The following is a 16,035-nucleotide window of genomic DNA, read 5'->3' as shown; positions in this document are numbered from 1 at the left end:
GATGAGCGACCCGATCCTCAAAGTGCGCGATCTGAAGGTCGAATTCGGCACCAATGATGGCCCGGTCTACGCCGTCAAAGGCGTCGACCTCGACGTGATGCCGGGTGAAACCGTGGCGATCGTCGGCGAATCCGGCTCCGGCAAGAGCCAGACCATGATGGCGATCATGGGCCTGCTCGCCGGCAACGGCCGGGCGAAGGGCTCGGCGCAATACCGCGGAAAGGAAATCATCGGCCTCTCCGACCGGGCGCTGAACCGCATCCGCGGCGAGAAGATCACCATGATCTTCCAGGAGCCGATGACCTCGCTTGATCCGCTCTACAAGATCGGCCGGCAGCTGTCGGAGCCCATCATCCATCACGGCAAGCTCAAGCGACGCGAGGTGCGGCCCCGCATCATTGAGCTGTTGAAACTCGTCGGTCTGCCCGACCCGGAACGACGGATCGATGCCTACCCGCACGAACTGTCGGGGGGGCAGCGCCAGCGCGTGATGATCGCCATGGCGCTCGCCAACGACCCTGACATCCTGATTGCCGATGAACCGACGACGGCACTCGACGTGACGATCCAGGCGCAGATCCTCGAGCTTCTTGCCGATCTGCAGAAGCGCCTCGGCATGGCAATCGTCTTCATCACCCACGACCTCGGCATCGTCCGGCGCTTCGCAGACCGCGTCTACGTCATGCAGAAGGGCGAGGTGGTCGAGACGAACGATGCCGAGATGTTGTTCACTGCCCCTGCCCACCCTTACACGCAAATGCTGCTGGCGGCCGAGCCGACCGGCATCAAGGCACCTCCGCCACCGACGGCGCCGGTCCTGCTCGAAGGCCGCGATGTTGCCGTCACCTTCCGCGTCGGCGGCGGCTTCATGAAGGGTGCGGCCGTCGACCTGAAGGCGGTCGACCGCATTTCGCTGCAGCTGCGGCAAGGCCAGACGATCGGGATCGTCGGCGAATCGGGGTCCGGCAAATCCACGCTCGGGCGAGCGCTCCTGAGGCTCGCGCCATCCAAGGGCGAAGTGCGTTTCGAGGGAAAAGACATTTCCCATGCTGACCGCGAAGCCATGCGGCCGTTGCGCCATGAAATGCAGCTCGTCTTCCAGGATCCGTTCGGCTCGCTGTCCCCCCGTATGACGGTGGGCCAGATCGTGACGGAGGGCCTTCTGGTGCACGAGCCGCATTTGACGCGACGCGAACGCGATGCGCGTGCGATCGAGGCCCTGGCCGAGGTCGGGCTGGATCCTCTGATGCGCAACCGCTACCCGCACGAATTCTCCGGCGGTCAGCGCCAGCGCATCGCGATTGCCCGTGCCATGATCCTCAAGCCGAAGATCGTCGTGCTCGACGAGCCGACCTCGGCACTCGACCGCTCGGTGCAGAAACAGATCGTCGATCTCCTACGCGATCTGCAGAAGGCGCACGACCTCGCCTATCTCTTCATCAGCCATGATCTGGCGGTGGTGCGGGCCATGGCCGACCACATCATCGTGATGAAGGAGGGAAGAATCGTCGAGGAAGGCGCGACGGCCGCGATCTTCGACCATCCGCGGGAAGCCTATACCCAGGCGCTGATGGCGGCGGCGGTCGACCAGACGAGGTTCAGCCGTTCTGCGTGACAGATCGTTGGCCTAACGATCGTCGTCTCCGAGTAGCTTCGGCGGCGCGAAGCGAACGATGTCGTCTTCCCCAAGATAGCTGCCGGTCTGGATCTCGATGATTTCGAGCGGGATCAGCCCGGGGTTCTCGAGCCGATGGACCTCGCCCACCGGAATGTAGGTGGACTGATTTTCCGACAGCACCACGACCCGGTCACCGATCGTCACTTTCGCCGTGCCCTTCACGACGATCCAGTGCTCGGCGCGGTGGTGATGCATCTGCGTCGACATCGCCGCGCCCGGCTTGACCGTAATACGCTTCACGACATCGCGCCCGCCCTGGTCCACCGTGTCGATCGCGCCCCAGGGACGGTAGAGTTCGCGATGGTTCAGATGCTCGTGCCGCCCGTCGGCCTTGATGGCATCGACGATGTGGCGCACGTCCTGAACCCGGTCCTTGTGCGCAACGAGAACCGCGTCCTTCGTTTCGATCACGACGAGATCGGTCGTGCCGACAAGGGCGACCAGCCGGTGGTCAGCCTCCACGAAGCTGCGGGAACTTCCCGTGGCGATCACGTCGCCGCGAAAGGCGTTGCCGTCATCGTCCTTGGCGCGAATATCGAAGAGCGCGGACCAGGATCCGATATCGCTCCATCCTGCCTCGAGCGGCACCACCGCCGCCCGCGTCGTCTTTTCCATCACGGCATAGTCGATGGAGACCGCGGGGCACGCCTCGAATGCAGCCCGGTCCAGGCGCAGGAAATCGAGGTCCGCAACGGCCCCGTCGAGCGCCTGGCGGCACGCCGCGACGATCTCCGGCGCATGACGCTCCAGCTCATCGAGATAATCACTTGCCTGGAACAGGAACATGCCGCTGTTCCACAAATGATCCCCTGAAGCGATGTATCCCTCAGCGGTCGTCCGATCCGGTTTCTCGACGAAAAGGGCGACCTCGAAGCCGACCTCGCCAAGCGGAGTGCCCTGCTGGATATAGCCGTAGCCGGTCTCGGGACGATCCGGCACGATGCCGAAGGTGACCAGCCGGCCTGCCTGCGCCAGCGGCAGCGCCCTTTCGACCGCCTGTCGGAAGGCGGCGACATTCTGGATCAGATGATCCGCAGCCAGAACGATGAGAAGCGGATCCTCATGCACCTGGAGCGCCTTCAGCGCCGCTACAGCGATTGCCGGTGCCGTGTTCCGACCGACCGGCTCGAGCACGATCGACTGCGCCCTCGCACCGATGCCGCGCAACTGTTCGGCGGCCAGGAAGCGGTGCTCCTCGTTGCAGATGAGGATCGGATCGGCCGCCATGCCGGTGAGCCTCAGCGCCGTTTCCTGCAGCATGGTGCGATCGCTGGTGAGCGGCAGGAACTGTTTCGGATTGAGCTGACGCGACAGCGGCCAGAGACGCGAGCCTGAACCACCGGCCAGAAGCACTGGAATGAGCGGAGCCGATACAGACATCAGTTCTCCCCTCCCGCGGAATCGAACGCCTGCAGGCGCTGCAGTCCTTCGGCGAGGAGTACCTCCGCGGCATCGCGGCTCGACGCTTCCGCATAGCAACGCATTTCGGGAGCGTTACCCGAAGGCCGAAAATGCAGGATCGCTCCGCCTCGCAGGAAAAACTTCGCGCCGTCGGTCGTGTCTCTCCCTTCGACGGGACCAAGACCATCGAGAAACTGTCCGGAGAACGCCTCATCCTCCACCAGCCGGCGCATGAGCGCCTGCCCCTTGGCGACCGGATAATCCTGCAGCCGATCGCTGAGCGCCGCCGGCAGGCCAAGCCCCGAGATGACTTCCGAGGCTGCAGCGCCGGTCTGGTCCAAGGCGATAAACAGGCACAGAATCGGCAAAAACGCATCGCGCGTCGGCAAGGCCCTCAGCACATGGCCTGAATATGTGATGTCGCTGCCGGTCAAAAATCCGCCATTGGCCTCGAAGCCGACGATGTTTCGGTGGCCGGCGGAGACGGCGTCTGACATGCCGGCAATCACGAATGGCGAGCCGACCCTGGTGCGCAGCACAGGCGCCGCGAGGCCTGCTTCGATGCCGGAACTCGACGTCACGGGCGTCACGACCGCACCGGCATCGAGGATCTTCGCTGCGATCAGGCCAAGCGCATCTCCGCGCACCTGCCGCCCCTTTTCGTCGATGACGAGCGGCCGATCGGCATCCGCATCGGTCGAGATCATGAGATCGAGCCGCTCGCTCTCAATCCAGGACGCAATCCGAGCCGCGTCGGCCGGGCTCAACGCCTCCGTGTCGACAGGTACGAACTGCGCGGAGCGACCGAGCAGCACAGGCTCGCCACCGGACGAGGAGACGATCTCGGCGAGCAGCGACCGCGCGACGGAGGATTGCTCCCAAATGCCGATGCGGCGGCCGGAAAGTGCCGTGCTCGGGAGTAAGCCGCGGTACCGTTCGCGATAGGGCGCAAGCGCGTCGGCCTCGGCCGCAGCGACACGCCCCCAAGCCTGCGGTGTCACGGCAAGAGCAGCGTGCTTGGCGACGAGGTGCACGATCGCAGCTTCGTCCTGCTTGTCGATTTCGCCGTCCGGTCGATAGAATTTCAGGCCGTTGCGGTCCGCTGGAATGTGCGATCCCGTGACCATGATCGCCGCCATATCGCGCCACATGGCGAAGCACGCCAGAGCGGGCGTCGGCACGACGCCGCAGCGCACGGGCTTCAAACCAGCTCGCAGGATCGCTGCGCACACCGCCTCGCCGATGGCGGGCGAGCTTGGCCGCAGATCCTCGCCGATGGCGATCGAACCGCCCTCTCCGACCAGGCCGGAGCGAAGGAGATGCTCGATAAAGGCACTTGTATAGATGCCGGCGTCGCCGCTCAGCAGCCGATCGGCCGGGCCCCGAACGCCGCTGGTGCCGAATTTGACGCCCTCAGGCACGGATCGTTCGTTCACGAAAAAGCCACTCGATGAGCACAGGCGGGTTCAAAATGCATGATGGAATACATGATCCTGGAATTAAGGCGCGGTGCAATGAAGATAGCGTTTCCCGCAAGGGTAGCCAGTCTTACACGCGAACGTCATTGATCGCTTAGACCGTAGCGGCGCATCTTGTCCCACAATGTCGTGCGCGAGATGCCGAGCAACTCGGCAGCGTCTTTGAGCGAGCTTTCGGTCTTGGCCAGAGCCGAGACGATCTGGGAACGTTCAGCCGCCTCCCGGGCCGCCAGAAGCGTGTCGTCCGCGGGCTGCGCCCGTATCTTCAATCGCGCCACGCTGCCGTCGGGAAAGAGGTCGCGCTCGGTCAGCACGGTGTCGTTGCCGAGCGCCACCGCCCGATCGACGCGGTTGATCATCTCGCGGATGTTGCCCGGCCAGCGATGCGCCAAGGCAGCGTCGATTGCTTCCGCGTCGATATCCGGCGGCATGCGACCCGCTTTTTGCGCCGCCGAGGCGACGAAGGTCTCGAGAAGCCCGCCAATATCGTCCGCCCGGTCGCGCAAGGGGGGAAGCTCGAGCGTGATCACATTGATGCGAAACCAGAGGTCCTCGCGAAACTTGCCCTCACCGATGAGTACCGCGAGATCCTGGTTCGTCGCACAAACGATGCGGCCGTTGAACGTCCGCGTATCGCTCCCGCCAAGCCGGCGATATTCCCGCGACTCCAGCACCCGCAGAAGCTTCACCTGGAGCGGCAGCGGCAAATCGCCGATCTCGTCGAGGAACAGCGTGCCGCCTTCCGTTTCCTCGATGAAGCCGCGATGCGCACCGACGGCACCGGTAAACGAACCGCGCTCGTGACCGAAGATCATGGAATCGGCAAGATCAGCCGGCAGCGCACCGCAATTGACCGGGACGAAGGGCGTCGACGCCCGTGGACCGCTGGCATGGAGATATCGCGCAGCAACTTCCTTGCCCGTGCCCGTCTCGCCGAGAAGCAGCACCGGCATGTCTGTCGCAGCCGCGCGTTTCAGCATCTGTCCGATCTCGCGCATTACCGGGCTGTTCTCGAACGGATCGGCCGGTGTTTCCCTGACAAGCGATCTGTGGGTGATGTTTTGAAGTTCCTCGATCAGCTGATCGAGGTCGAACGGCTTGGTCACGTAGTTCAGCGCACCGGCCCGCACGAGCCGCACGGCCTGGTCGATATCGCCGAATGCCGTCATGAAGATGGTGGGCACGAGACCATTGCGATCGAAATGGCTGCGCATGACTGTCTCGCCATCTCCGTCCGGCAGGCGAATGTCGGACAGGATGATCGCCGGCTGCAGCGATGCAAGCAAAGCGCGCGCCTCGGCGGCGGAGCGCGCCCAGCTCACGCCAAACCCTTCAAGTTCCAGCCTTTGCCGCAGGGAGGCTCCGAGCGTGGCATCGTCTTCGACCAGCAAAATCAGTGCGCCCGACATCAAGTCACCCGTTGGTTGCCGCTGGAGCGGATGGTGCGGCAAGCGTTATCCTCACCATCGTCCCGGCGCCATCCTCGCTGCGGATGGAAAGGCTGGCACCGATCTGCTCGACCAGATTGGCAATGACCCAAATGCCGATGCCGCGCTCGGCCGGGATCGCTTCCAACTGGCCCGAGATGATCGCGGCGACCATTTCAGGCGGCATGCCCTGGCCTTCATCCTGGATTTCGATCGAAACCGTGTTCTCCCGCATGTCACGCGCGAGCGTTACGGTGACGGTTCCATCAGCGGGCGACGCGCGCACGGCATTGAGCAGCAAATTGATAAGGATTTGCCGCAATGCGTCGCCATCGACATCGATCGCCACCGCTTCGTCGAGCACCCACCGAAGCTGGACGCCGAAGCGCCTTGCCTCGGGCTGAATGAGAAGATCGAGGTCGCGGATATCGCGCGCGAAGAGGCGGCTTGTGCCCGACCGTCGCCGATAAGTCGAAAGGGTCACGTCGACGACACGACCGATGCTGTCGAGACCCTTTTCGAGGAGGTCGAGCGTCTGCTCGCGGACGTCGGCACGCTCACCATAGCGCTTCAATGTCGAGATGCCGTTCTTCAGGCCTGCGAGCGGATTGCGTACCTCGTGGGCGATGCCGGCCGCCATGCGCGCGAGCAACGCATCGCGCTCCTGCTGCGCCATTTGTTCGAGCAGTTTCATGCGTTCGGCTTCCGATCGCTCGCGCAGCGCCAAAGCCGCTTCCAGCTGGCGCAACTCGTCTCCCTGGCGCCACGAGGTCAGCGCGGTCGTCAGCGCGTCCTGATCGGCCAGTCGGTTGATGAATGTGTCGAGCGGGGCGAGCGCGCGCCGGGTGATCGCGTATACCGCGATGGCCGCGATGATCGCCACCAGAAAATCGATCCCGAGAGCGACGCCCGAAGCGGTGTCGGCCGTCTCCTTGACGGGCGTCGTGTCGAAGGTAGCGGCCAGGAACAGAATGCGATCATCCAACGCATAGGTTCTGAGAACGAGCAGCAGACCGCGATCGGGAAACTCGCTGAATGCGGTCTCCCCGGCGCCAAGCGTTGCCGCGTCATCCAGAGCTGCGACCAGAAGCGGTCGATGCGCTTCGCCGAGAACCATGGTCTGCGTGGTGCCGGACACATCCCTCCAGCGCGCCGCCATGGCTTCTTCGAGAAGCGCCGTCCGATACGTCAGGGCTGCCTCAAGCTGTTGGCGCACCGCTTCGGGCGTGTCGTTCGTTTCCGCTGCGATGTTGCCCGCCAGCGCGTCAAGAAACACGACTGCCTGATCGCGCAATGCCGATTCACTGTTGGACTGAAGCAGCCTCACGCCGAGTTGCGTCGTGCCCACCGCGACGACGAAAATCGCGACCGCCACGAACAGCGGCAAAGCCAGGGTCAGCGGCAAGGTCTGGCGAAGTCGCGACTGCATGGAGCCAGCCATACATCACCTTGCCGCTGCTGCACCAGACTCAGGCAGAGGCGCCGCCCTCCGGCGCTTCCATGATGAGAACGTCGCCGCCCATGTCGGGTGCGATGCGCGACCGCCAATGCGCACCGAACCAGTTGGTGCGCAGCGGCCTGGGCGTCGCGCCGAGGATAACGGCGTCTGCATCACCGAGGTCATCCGGTACCGCGCACCCCTCGGCCGTGGCTTCGACAAGCCTGTAACCGACACGGAAGTTCCTGGCGATGTCTTCGACGGCGCTCGTGTCGGCGCCGCGATCCGCGACATGCACGAGGCTGTCCACGGGCCACAACTGCGCCATCAGCGCCCACTCCACCAATGCCGGCAGATGGCTCTCCCCGCAGTCGCGCACCACGATTTTCGCAGACCCCTGTGCGGGATGCTTGCCGGCAAAAAGCACGGGCCCACGGTGAACGGCAGGCAGCCGCAACAGACCGTCCGGCTCCCACGTGGTCAGGCTGCGACGCCCTTCGACCTGGTGATGGAACCAGCCTTCACACGGCAAAACAAGAAGTTCCTCGCCCAGTCCGTCGCAAGCGAGAAGCCGTTCCGGATCGCCTTCGCTGTAATTGAGCACAGCATCGACGCCGATGAAGCCTTTGAGCGTGTTGACGGCCTTGCTCGCGCGATCGCGGATCAGCCGTCGCATCTGTGCGGGGTCTTCCGCCGTATCGATCGCATGGCCATCGATCAACACATGGGCGGAAAGCTTCGCCTCGTTCTGCTTTGCGACGGCGGACGCACGTTGCGCGACCAAATCGACATTACCATCGATCACCGCAAATCGAACCGCCTCGAGGCGCTGCAACGACGCGCGCGATCGCTGCGGCGCGACGCTCTTCGGTTCCGGTGTCTTCGGGGTATCAACGCTTGTAGGGAGCCAGCCCAAGCGCTCGTCGAGCGGCAGGCTGGACCGCTCAAGAACACCATCGAGCGCGTCTTCACCGCTGAGCGCCAGTCGAGCCCCGGACACGTAGGCAGCCCGGCCGAGCAGATGGCCGGCGACAGGCACCGTCAGCAGCAGGAATATGACGGTGAAGAGACCCATGATGGTCGCATCGAGCGCCCCATGGGCGATCACGCTGCCAATGATGACGAGGCCGGCGCCGAGAGTCCCCGCTTTGGTGGCGGCATGCATGCGCTGGAATGGATCCGGCAGGCGCATGACGCCCAGTGCCGCAATGCACAGGAAGATGACGCCTGCCAGCTTGAAAAGAATGGATAGGAGCGCGATCATTGTTCATTCTCCTTTTTCTTCTCGAGCAGGGCCGACAGCGAGCATGTCGCGAGAAAGCCGATAAGCGCGATGCCGAAGGCGATATCGAGAAACTCCCGGCGCCCGGTCACGATCATCGTCAGCGCCGCGATCGCCACGGCTATCCCCGTCAGCATGTCGAGCGCGACGAAGCGATCCGCATAGCCCGGGCCCGTCATCATGCGGATGGCAGCCAGCGTCAGTGGCGCCATCAGGATCACGATCATGACGGCGGCGAAGGTCGACAGAATGCCGTCCAGAAACTCGATCATCCTTCAATCTCCTTGATGCGCGTCTCGAATGTGTCCTTGATACTTTGCACCACCGCGTCCGGGTCCGGCGCATCGAGCACGTGGACGTAGAGCGTGGACAGATCCTCGCTGACATGCAGCGAGGTGGTGCCGGGCGTCAGGCTCACGCAATTTGCGAGGGTCGTGATGCCGGCCCGGCTGCGTAGCCCAACGGGGACCGCGAGGATCGCCGGTTTCAGCGCGGAGCTGTCCCCGATCACCTGTTGCGCGACGGCGACGGACGACATGACCAGTTCCTTGATGAACACGCCCGAAAGGACGACGGTCTGGACTCCACGATTTAGAATGGTCATGGCGCTACTCCTGCCGTGTGCTCCCCACCGAAGAACGCCCCGATGAGTTGCGTACGATCGCCCATGCTTTCCGCAGCAAGGTTCGAGAATGCGACGAGCGGCTCGGGATTGAAACCGATGGCGAGCGTGATGATGCCAAGCGCCGCGATCGGGACCAGCATCGCGACCGGAACCGGCCGGGCACGCACAGCGCGCGGCGGTTCTTTCCAGAAGGCCTCGATCCAGATCTTGCTCATCGAAAAGATCGTCAGAAGGCCGACGAACAGCGCGACGGCGGCCAGCCATGCGGCTTCGCCCTGGAACGACGCATCGACGACCATGAACTTCGCCCAGAAGCCCGACAATGGCGGTATCCCCGCCAGGGACAGCGCCGGGATGGCGAAGAGCACCGCCAGCAGCGGCGACGACTTCATCAGTCCGCCGGATTTGCGCAAGTCGAACGATCCCGTGGCGCGATGGATGGCGCCGGCGACGAAGAACAGGTTCGCCTTCACCACGATGTGGTGGATTATGTAGAAAACGGCGCCGGCGAGCGCGAGCGGCGTGGCGACCGCAAGGCCCAGCATGATGTAGCCGATCTGGCTGATGATATGGAACGACAGGATGCGGCGGACGTCCCACTGAATTGCCGCGCCGAAGACGCCGAACAGCATGGTTCCGGCGGCGATCACCGCGATCAGCGGCTTCAAGGTGCCGTTATCCACCTCGAACAGCAGCGTGAAGACGCGGAAGAGCGCGTAGACGCCGACCTTCGTCAGCAATCCGGCAAAGACCGCGGAAACGATGATGGACGCCGTGTGATAGGACGCCGGCAGCCAGAAGAACATCGGGAAGAACCCGGCCTTGATGCCGAATGCCAGCAGGAACATCATCGCCGTAAGCGTGAGCGCAGCCGATGGCTCGGTCTGCGGCAGCACCACCGCCAGATCCGCCATGTTCAGCGTGCCGGTCGCCCCGTAGAGCAGCCCGACCGCCATCAGGAACAGGATCGTGGAAAAGAGGTTGAGGACGGCGTATTTGATTGCGCCGTCGATCTGCGCCCGCGTCCGGTCCAGCGTGATGAGACCGAGCGTCGCGATCAGCATGACTTCGAACCACACGTATAGGTTAAAGATGTCGCCGGTCAGGAACGCGCCGTTGACGCCGATCATCAGCCCCAGGAAAAGCGGATAGAAGCCCGAGCGTATCTGGCGCTTGCGGAGATCTCCCATCGAAAAAACCAGCGCGCAGAGCGCCAGCAAGCTCGAGATCACCACCATCGCAGCGCTGAAGCGATCCGCGACGAAGACGATCCCGAATGGGGGCATCCAGCCGCCGAAAGCCTTGGTGAGAATGAGGCCCGACATGACCGCGTCGACGAGGAACAGCGAGGCGCCGAAGGTCAGCACCATCGCGGTCAGCGCGACGACCCGCTGAGCTGCGGGAAATGCATGAAGGGCAGCTGCGAGCGCTGCGCCCGCAAGCGGCAGGATTACGGGCCAGAGAAGAAGCGTCTCAAACATGGTCAGCTGCCTTTTTCGTGAAAGGCGAACCGAGCGCCTCGGCGTCGTTTTGTTCGTCAGTGAAGACTGAACCGAGGGCCTGGTACGCCTTGAGCACCAGAGCCGCAGCGAAGGCGACCAGCGCGAAGCCGATGACGATCGCAGTGAGGATCAACGCCTGCGGCAGCGGATTGGCAGCACCCTCGCCCAGCGTCTGATTGCCCGGCTGGATAACCGGGGGAGCCGTGAACTGCAGCCCGCCCGATACGAAGATCAGCAGGTTTGCGGCGGTCGACAGCAGAACAACGCCGAAGAGGATGCGCATCACATGACGCGAGAGGAGAAGATAGACGCCGGCACCCATCTGGGCGGCGACGGCGAATGCGTAGATCAGGCTCACTGCTCCACTCCTTCATAAAATCGAAAGACCAGCGCCAGCACGCCCCCAATGACGACCATGAAGACGCCGATGTCGAACGCCGTCGCGGTGCCGACATGCGTCGAACCGAGTTCTGCCCACCAATGGGTGAGGTAAGACTGGTCGGACAAAAGGCCTGGCAGGCCGCTGAGAAACGACAGGAAGAGGCCCGAACCGATCAGCACCATCGGATGCACGATGAGTGCCTTGCGGGCGGCTTTCACGCTGTCTGCAAGCGCCAGAAGTGCAAAGGCAAGCGCCGCAAAGAGCCCGCCGATGAACCCTCCGCCGGGCTCGTTGTGACCGCGAAACAGCATGTAAACCGCGGCGACCAGCATCAGCACGAAGAAGAGACGCGACATCGTTGAGAAAATGACGGACATGGCCGCTTACTCCTTTGTGCGAAGAGGTTTGAGAGCACCGCGCAGCAGGCCCCAGGCTGCGATGGTGGCTAGTGCGACGACGGCGATTTCGCCGAGCGTATCGATCGCGCGGTAATCGACGAGGATGACGTTGACGACGTTTCGGCCATATCCTTCGAGGTAGCTGGTCTCCCCGAAATAGTCGGATAGCCTGAGGTCGATGGGCGTAACGCCAATGGATGCCAGCGCCACGAACATCACCATTGCGAAGACAGCGGCGATCGTCCCGTCGCGCCGACGCTCAGAGACGGTGCGAGAGTGGCGGCTACGGGAGGGTAGCCTCAGCAGAACGGCCGTCATGAGAATTACGATCAGCGTTTCGACCGCGACCTGCGTCAGGGCAAGATCGGGTGCGCCATTCAGCATGAAAATGACCGCAGAACCGAACCCTACGATACCCACGGAAACGAGACCTGCGATCAACGAGCGTACGACGATCGTTGCACAAGCGCCAACGACGGTGAGAAGGAGAACCAACGCCACTGAGATGCGGATATCGCCCTCGCCCGCCAGGAAATCTCCACTTGGCGCCGCGAAGAAGGCAATGACCAGTCCGGCGATGACGGTCAGCATGACGATCGTTGTGTAGCGGTGCTGGTCGCCATTCTGCAGGGTCTGCGTCGATATCCGCGCAGCGCCGAGAACACCGTTGAGGGCACCGTGGTAGAGCCGATCGCCGAGCCAGGCGTAAAGATGATCGAAGCTCTTGAGCGCCGTATGGATCTGGGTCCACTTGATGGCGATCAACGCGCCGATGGAGACGACCAGAACCGACAGGAGAAGCATTGGGGTCAGCCCGTGCCAGAGCGAGAACGACACGTCGATCGGCTGCCCGTAGAGGGCCGAAGCGGCCGGGCCGATCAGCCATTGCGCGGCCGGCGCGGGCACGAGACCGATCAGGATGCCGCCGGTGGCAAGCAGCATCGGGCCGACGAGCAAGCCGGTCGTCTCCCCGTGGTGGACTTCCGAAACCCGCTCCGGCTTGAAATAGAACGGTCGGATCGAAACGACACCGGCCACACCGACCATCACCGCATTGACGAGCACCGCCACTGCGATGGGAATGATGTTCCAGTCATTGGCGAGCTGTGCCTCGAACAGATATTCCTTCGATATGAAGCCGACGAACGGCGGCAGACCGGCCATGGACAGGCTTGCTAGCACGGCCGCAACGGCGGTGATCGGCAGGAAGCGAGCAAGTCCCCCCAATCGACCGAGGCTTGCCTCGCCCGTCGCGTGTATCGCCGTACCGGCGCAGAAGAAAAGTGCGGCCTTGTAGAGAGCGTGGGTTAGGATGAAGCCCACAGTGGCCACGGCAGCAACTTCGCCGGTGAGGCCGATCAACATGACGAGGATGCCGAGCGACGCCACGGTGGACTGCGCCAGCACTGCCTTGAAGCCTTCCGCGCGCAGCGCCTGGAGCGCTGAAACGATCATCGTGAGGGAACCGACGACGACCAGCGTGTTCCCGAAAGCAGGCATATCGGCGAAGACGCCATCGAACCGCGCCAGGAGAAAGACGCCGAGCTTCACCATCGTGGCGGAGTGGAGATACGCCGATGCAGGTGTGGGCGCGGCCATGGCATTGGGCAGCCAGAAATGGAAGGGAAACTGGGCACTTTTAGTGAAAGCGCCGATCATGATCAGCACCGCGATCGTGCTCGCCCAGGGACTTGCGATTAGCTCGTCCGAACGTGCCAGCACCTCGGTGAAGGAGAATGTACCGAGCGTCATGCCGATCACGACGATCCCCGCGAAGAGGACAAGCCCGCCGCCACCGGTGACGATCAGCGATTGAAGCGCGGACTTGCGGGCGGCCTCCTTGTGACCGTCGAAGCCGATCAGGAGAAAGGACGCAAGGCTCGTCAGTTCCCAGAAGACAAACATGACAATGAGGTTGTCGGACAGAACGGTGCCGAGCATCGCTGTCATGAACAACATGATGAGGCTGAGGAAGCGGCCAAGCTCTGCGCTCGGCTTCTCGGCGAAATAGGCTCCTGCATAGATCGTCACCAGCGTGCCTATGCCAGTGATGAGCAACGCAAAGAGCAGCGAGAAACCGTCCAGTCGGAAGGCAAGTTCGACGCCAAGCGAAGGCACCCAGGAAAGCTGCGCGAACAACACCTCCCCGCCCGCCACCTCAGTGACGTGAAGGAAGATGGACACGAAAATGAACAGCGGGATGAGACTGATCGCCCAACCCGTATGACGCCCCAGTACCGACGAGACCGGTCGCGCGATCACGGCGCCCGCCAAAGCGATCAATATGCTCCACTCAAATGTCACGGCACGCGTTCCTCTTTGCTCGTGACAATCAGAGCAGCAAGCGGCATGCCAGAGTTGAAAGTATCTATTTTACAGTGAGTTAGGCCGAAAGCGGTGAAGGTGTGTTCAGAAAACTGAACATGGAAGCGCGGTCAATGTCGGGAATTCTGAACATCCGCTGCCCATGCGATCCGTGAGGCAGATTCTCCGCGTTCCAGATCTTGTAGCAAGCGTCCAAGTCTCCAAATGGCCCTGGAGGGCGACGACATTTCCATCCGGGGCATCCTTTTGGGGTCCTTCCCTGTCTCCGAAGCGCACGCTCAGACACCTGAGACCGGAATCCGGAAGGATGGCGTCAGCCATAACAATGCAAGGCATCGAACGGCGGAGCAGCCTGGATGAAGAATGACGGAAGACCATGCAAGGGAAAGAGTTCCGAGTTCAGCGCGCCACATGCCCCCCCCCCATCTAGTCTTGACCCACGATGGCTCGCAGCGCACCGGGATGAGGAGGACAGCCCGGTCGCCTGGACCAGCCTCCGTTGTTGAAGCGCATAATGAAGGGAGCGAACCAGTCGGCTCAGCAGATAGACCTGCTCTTGGGCAACAGAACGCGTTAGCGCCGTTAACCATGAGAACAAAAGCAAAACAGTGAGCGCTTTTTCCGCTTGATTTCAATGCGCGCGTGAATATTCTAACGATCTCTCATCAGAGAGACGGCCTCCGCCGGTGCGCCAACACCGAACGAAGGCCTGACCCGCCAAACCTCTTGTGAAGGTCCAACAGGCTATGAACACCCATACTCAGATTCCCCCATCCTGCCTAGAACTGCGTGAGCGTGCCGAGAGCAGTATCGGTTTGCGGACAGCGTCCGCGTACCATGCCGATGCACGCCCTATCGGTATATCCGGTCATCCGCTGTAATCGCGGACTCCCACACACAAGCTCCCATCAGTTCAATCTCCGCATCCGGTTTTTTGGTTGCCGGTCATTCGCGCCAAATCCGCCAACAACTTGCGTTGTGTGGAGTCTGACGTCGCTTGATCCGCGCCTGCCTTCCGCTTGATGCGATCTTTTCAGGATGAAATTCATCATGTCATTTTCCCATGACGTGCGCCTTGCCGCGCCCGAACCCCATATGCAATCACACCGACCAGCGCCGACCTCCTCGTCGTCTAAAATCGACCCTCAGCATCGGCTCTTTGTTGACGAAGCTGTTCGTCAACTGCGCTCCTGCTATTCCGCGAGCACCGATGCCTGCTGGCTCTCTGCTGGTCTTATTGCTGCCGCCGCCCAGGTCACGGCAGCAGAAGGCCGCATGCTGGAACACCTGTTGCGTGAACGCGTCTCCACAGAGCCGAGATTTAAGCTCCTGGACCGAGGCATTGAGCTGCCGGTGCTCGATGACGCGGAACGTATGCTTGCGCTCAACGAATGGGCTGACCTCGCAAGTCTGGCGGTGGATCCAAACCGACGCGCGACGCGACACTACCGACCAGATCTGATCGCGATCGAAAAGGAAACGAGCCGCGCCATTCTCATCGATGTCAAACGATCCTTGTCATCCTATTCCGGCAACCGGCAGCTCAATCACCTAAAAACAAAAATGCTGGCTGCAGCACTGGTCGCGCCGCAGATCCTTTACACCGAACACCAACGGACGATGGTGACACGCACCGAGATTGCGATCGTCGATCTTGCCGACAGTCGCGCGTCTTATGGCGATGGTATTTTCGGTCTCTGCCATCTCGATGCGCTGCTCGGTACGCCCGGCCTGGCATCTGATTTGCAGCGGTGCCGCGCGGTTTACCGTGATGCAGTCGATGCGTTTCTGCGCGAGATGGCGGAGGGCACCTTTAACCTTGTCAGCTCCTCAGCGGCGAGCGGATCGACATCGGAAGCGATCGGAACGTTGTCTGCGGCAGATGCAGAAGAGAATGGCGCCGTCAACGACACGAGACGAATATCGTCGCACCTACGAGGGGCGACTATCGCGCCCGTGGGTCTTGCGCGGCTTCGTGCAGCCAGCGCAAACGCTTGAGGTTCGCGAGCCGAACGTAAGTTACGCCCCCGCCTCATTCTTCCAATGATCTTTCCCAGAACTGCGCCGCGCCAGAGAGCAGCGGCTGCAGCGGAGCTTTG

General features: G+C 62.5%; 13 protein-coding genes. 2 read left to right on the top strand and 11 right to left on the bottom strand.

Features of this window, described 5'->3' with window-relative positions; all coding sequences use genetic code 11:
* Window position 1: 1 nt before the first annotated feature.
* The gene (locus GC125_RS06585; RefSeq protein ID WP_151984777.1) at window positions 2-1,615 is read left to right on the top strand and encodes an ABC transporter ATP-binding protein; all 1,614 of its coding nucleotides are present in this window, start codon (window positions 2-4) and stop codon (window positions 1,613-1,615) included.
* Between the two features lie 12 nt (window positions 1,616-1,627).
* Here the strand turns inward: GC125_RS06585 and GC125_RS06580 are convergent, their stop codons facing one another.
* The 11 genes from GC125_RS06580 to mbhE all read right to left on the bottom strand — a co-directional run bounded on the left by GC125_RS06580 (window position 1,628) and on the right by mbhE (window position 13,915).
* Window positions 1,628-3,058 carry a mannose-1-phosphate guanylyltransferase/mannose-6-phosphate isomerase gene (locus GC125_RS06580; RefSeq protein WP_151984775.1) on the bottom strand — a complete coding sequence of 477 codons (1,431 nt, stop codon included), beginning with the start codon at window positions 3,056-3,058 and terminating at the stop codon, window positions 1,628-1,630.
* A complete protein-coding gene (locus GC125_RS06575) occupies window positions 3,058-4,515 on the bottom strand; it encodes a phosphohexomutase domain-containing protein (protein ID WP_286165390.1) in 1,458 nt (485 codons plus the stop codon). Before GC125_RS06575 ends, GC125_RS06580 begins: the two co-directional genes overlap by 1 nt.
* Before the next feature lie 125 nt (window positions 4,516-4,640).
* Window positions 4,641-5,966 carry a sigma-54-dependent transcriptional regulator gene (locus GC125_RS06570; RefSeq protein WP_151984773.1) on the bottom strand — a complete coding sequence of 442 codons (1,326 nt, stop codon included), beginning with the start codon at window positions 5,964-5,966 and terminating at the stop codon, window positions 4,641-4,643.
* A 4-nt stretch (window positions 5,967-5,970) separates the two neighbouring features.
* Window positions 5,971-7,413, bottom strand: a complete 1,443-nt coding sequence (locus tag GC125_RS06565) for a sensor histidine kinase (protein WP_199864478.1) — start codon at window positions 7,411-7,413, stop codon at window positions 5,971-5,973.
* A gap of 40 nt (window positions 7,414-7,453) precedes the next feature.
* Window positions 7,454-8,686: a monovalent cation/H(+) antiporter subunit G gene (gene mnhG, locus GC125_RS06560; RefSeq protein ID WP_151984770.1), complete on the bottom strand. Its 1,233-nt coding sequence runs from the start codon at window positions 8,684-8,686 to the stop codon at window positions 7,454-7,456.
* On the bottom strand, window positions 8,683-8,976 hold the full coding sequence (locus GC125_RS06555) for an MrpF/PhaF family protein (protein WP_151984768.1): 294 nt from the start codon (window positions 8,974-8,976) through the stop codon (window positions 8,683-8,685). The genes mnhG and GC125_RS06555 overlap by 4 nt, the downstream gene beginning before the upstream one ends.
* Window positions 8,973-9,308 carry a Na+/H+ antiporter subunit E gene (locus tag GC125_RS06550; protein ID WP_151984766.1) on the bottom strand — a complete coding sequence of 112 codons (336 nt, stop codon included), beginning with the start codon at window positions 9,306-9,308 and terminating at the stop codon, window positions 8,973-8,975. The genes GC125_RS06555 and GC125_RS06550 overlap by 4 nt, the downstream gene beginning before the upstream one ends.
* Entirely contained in the window at window positions 9,305-10,810 is a 1,506-nt protein-coding gene (locus tag GC125_RS06545; RefSeq protein ID WP_199864477.1) for a Na+/H+ antiporter subunit D, read from the bottom strand. Before GC125_RS06545 ends, GC125_RS06550 begins: the two co-directional genes overlap by 4 nt.
* Window positions 10,803-11,189 (bottom strand): NADH-quinone oxidoreductase subunit K, encoded by a 387-nt coding sequence (locus tag GC125_RS06540; protein ID WP_151984762.1) that lies wholly within the window; start codon window positions 11,187-11,189, stop codon window positions 10,803-10,805. The genes GC125_RS06545 and GC125_RS06540 overlap by 8 nt, the downstream gene beginning before the upstream one ends.
* Window positions 11,186-11,590: an MnhB domain-containing protein gene (locus GC125_RS06535; protein WP_151984760.1), complete on the bottom strand. Its 405-nt coding sequence runs from the start codon at window positions 11,588-11,590 to the stop codon at window positions 11,186-11,188. The genes GC125_RS06540 and GC125_RS06535 overlap by 4 nt, the downstream gene beginning before the upstream one ends.
* 6 nt (window positions 11,591-11,596) lie before the next feature.
* Entirely contained in the window at window positions 11,597-13,915 is a 2,319-nt protein-coding gene (mbhE, locus tag GC125_RS06530; RefSeq protein ID WP_151984758.1) for a hydrogen gas-evolving membrane-bound hydrogenase subunit E, read from the bottom strand.
* A gap of 1,059 nt (window positions 13,916-14,974) precedes the next feature.
* Here mbhE and GC125_RS06525 point away from each other — a divergent pair.
* Window positions 14,975-15,934 (top strand): hypothetical protein, encoded by a 960-nt coding sequence (locus GC125_RS06525; protein WP_151984756.1) that lies wholly within the window; start codon window positions 14,975-14,977, stop codon window positions 15,932-15,934.
* Window positions 15,935-16,035 lie beyond the last annotated feature (101 nt).

The organism is Rhizobium sp. EC-SD404, assembly GCF_902498825.1.
In the GTDB taxonomy this organism is placed as follows: Bacteria; Pseudomonadota; Alphaproteobacteria; order Rhizobiales; family Rhizobiaceae; genus Georhizobium.
This window is presented reverse-complemented; position numbering and strand designations above follow the sequence as displayed.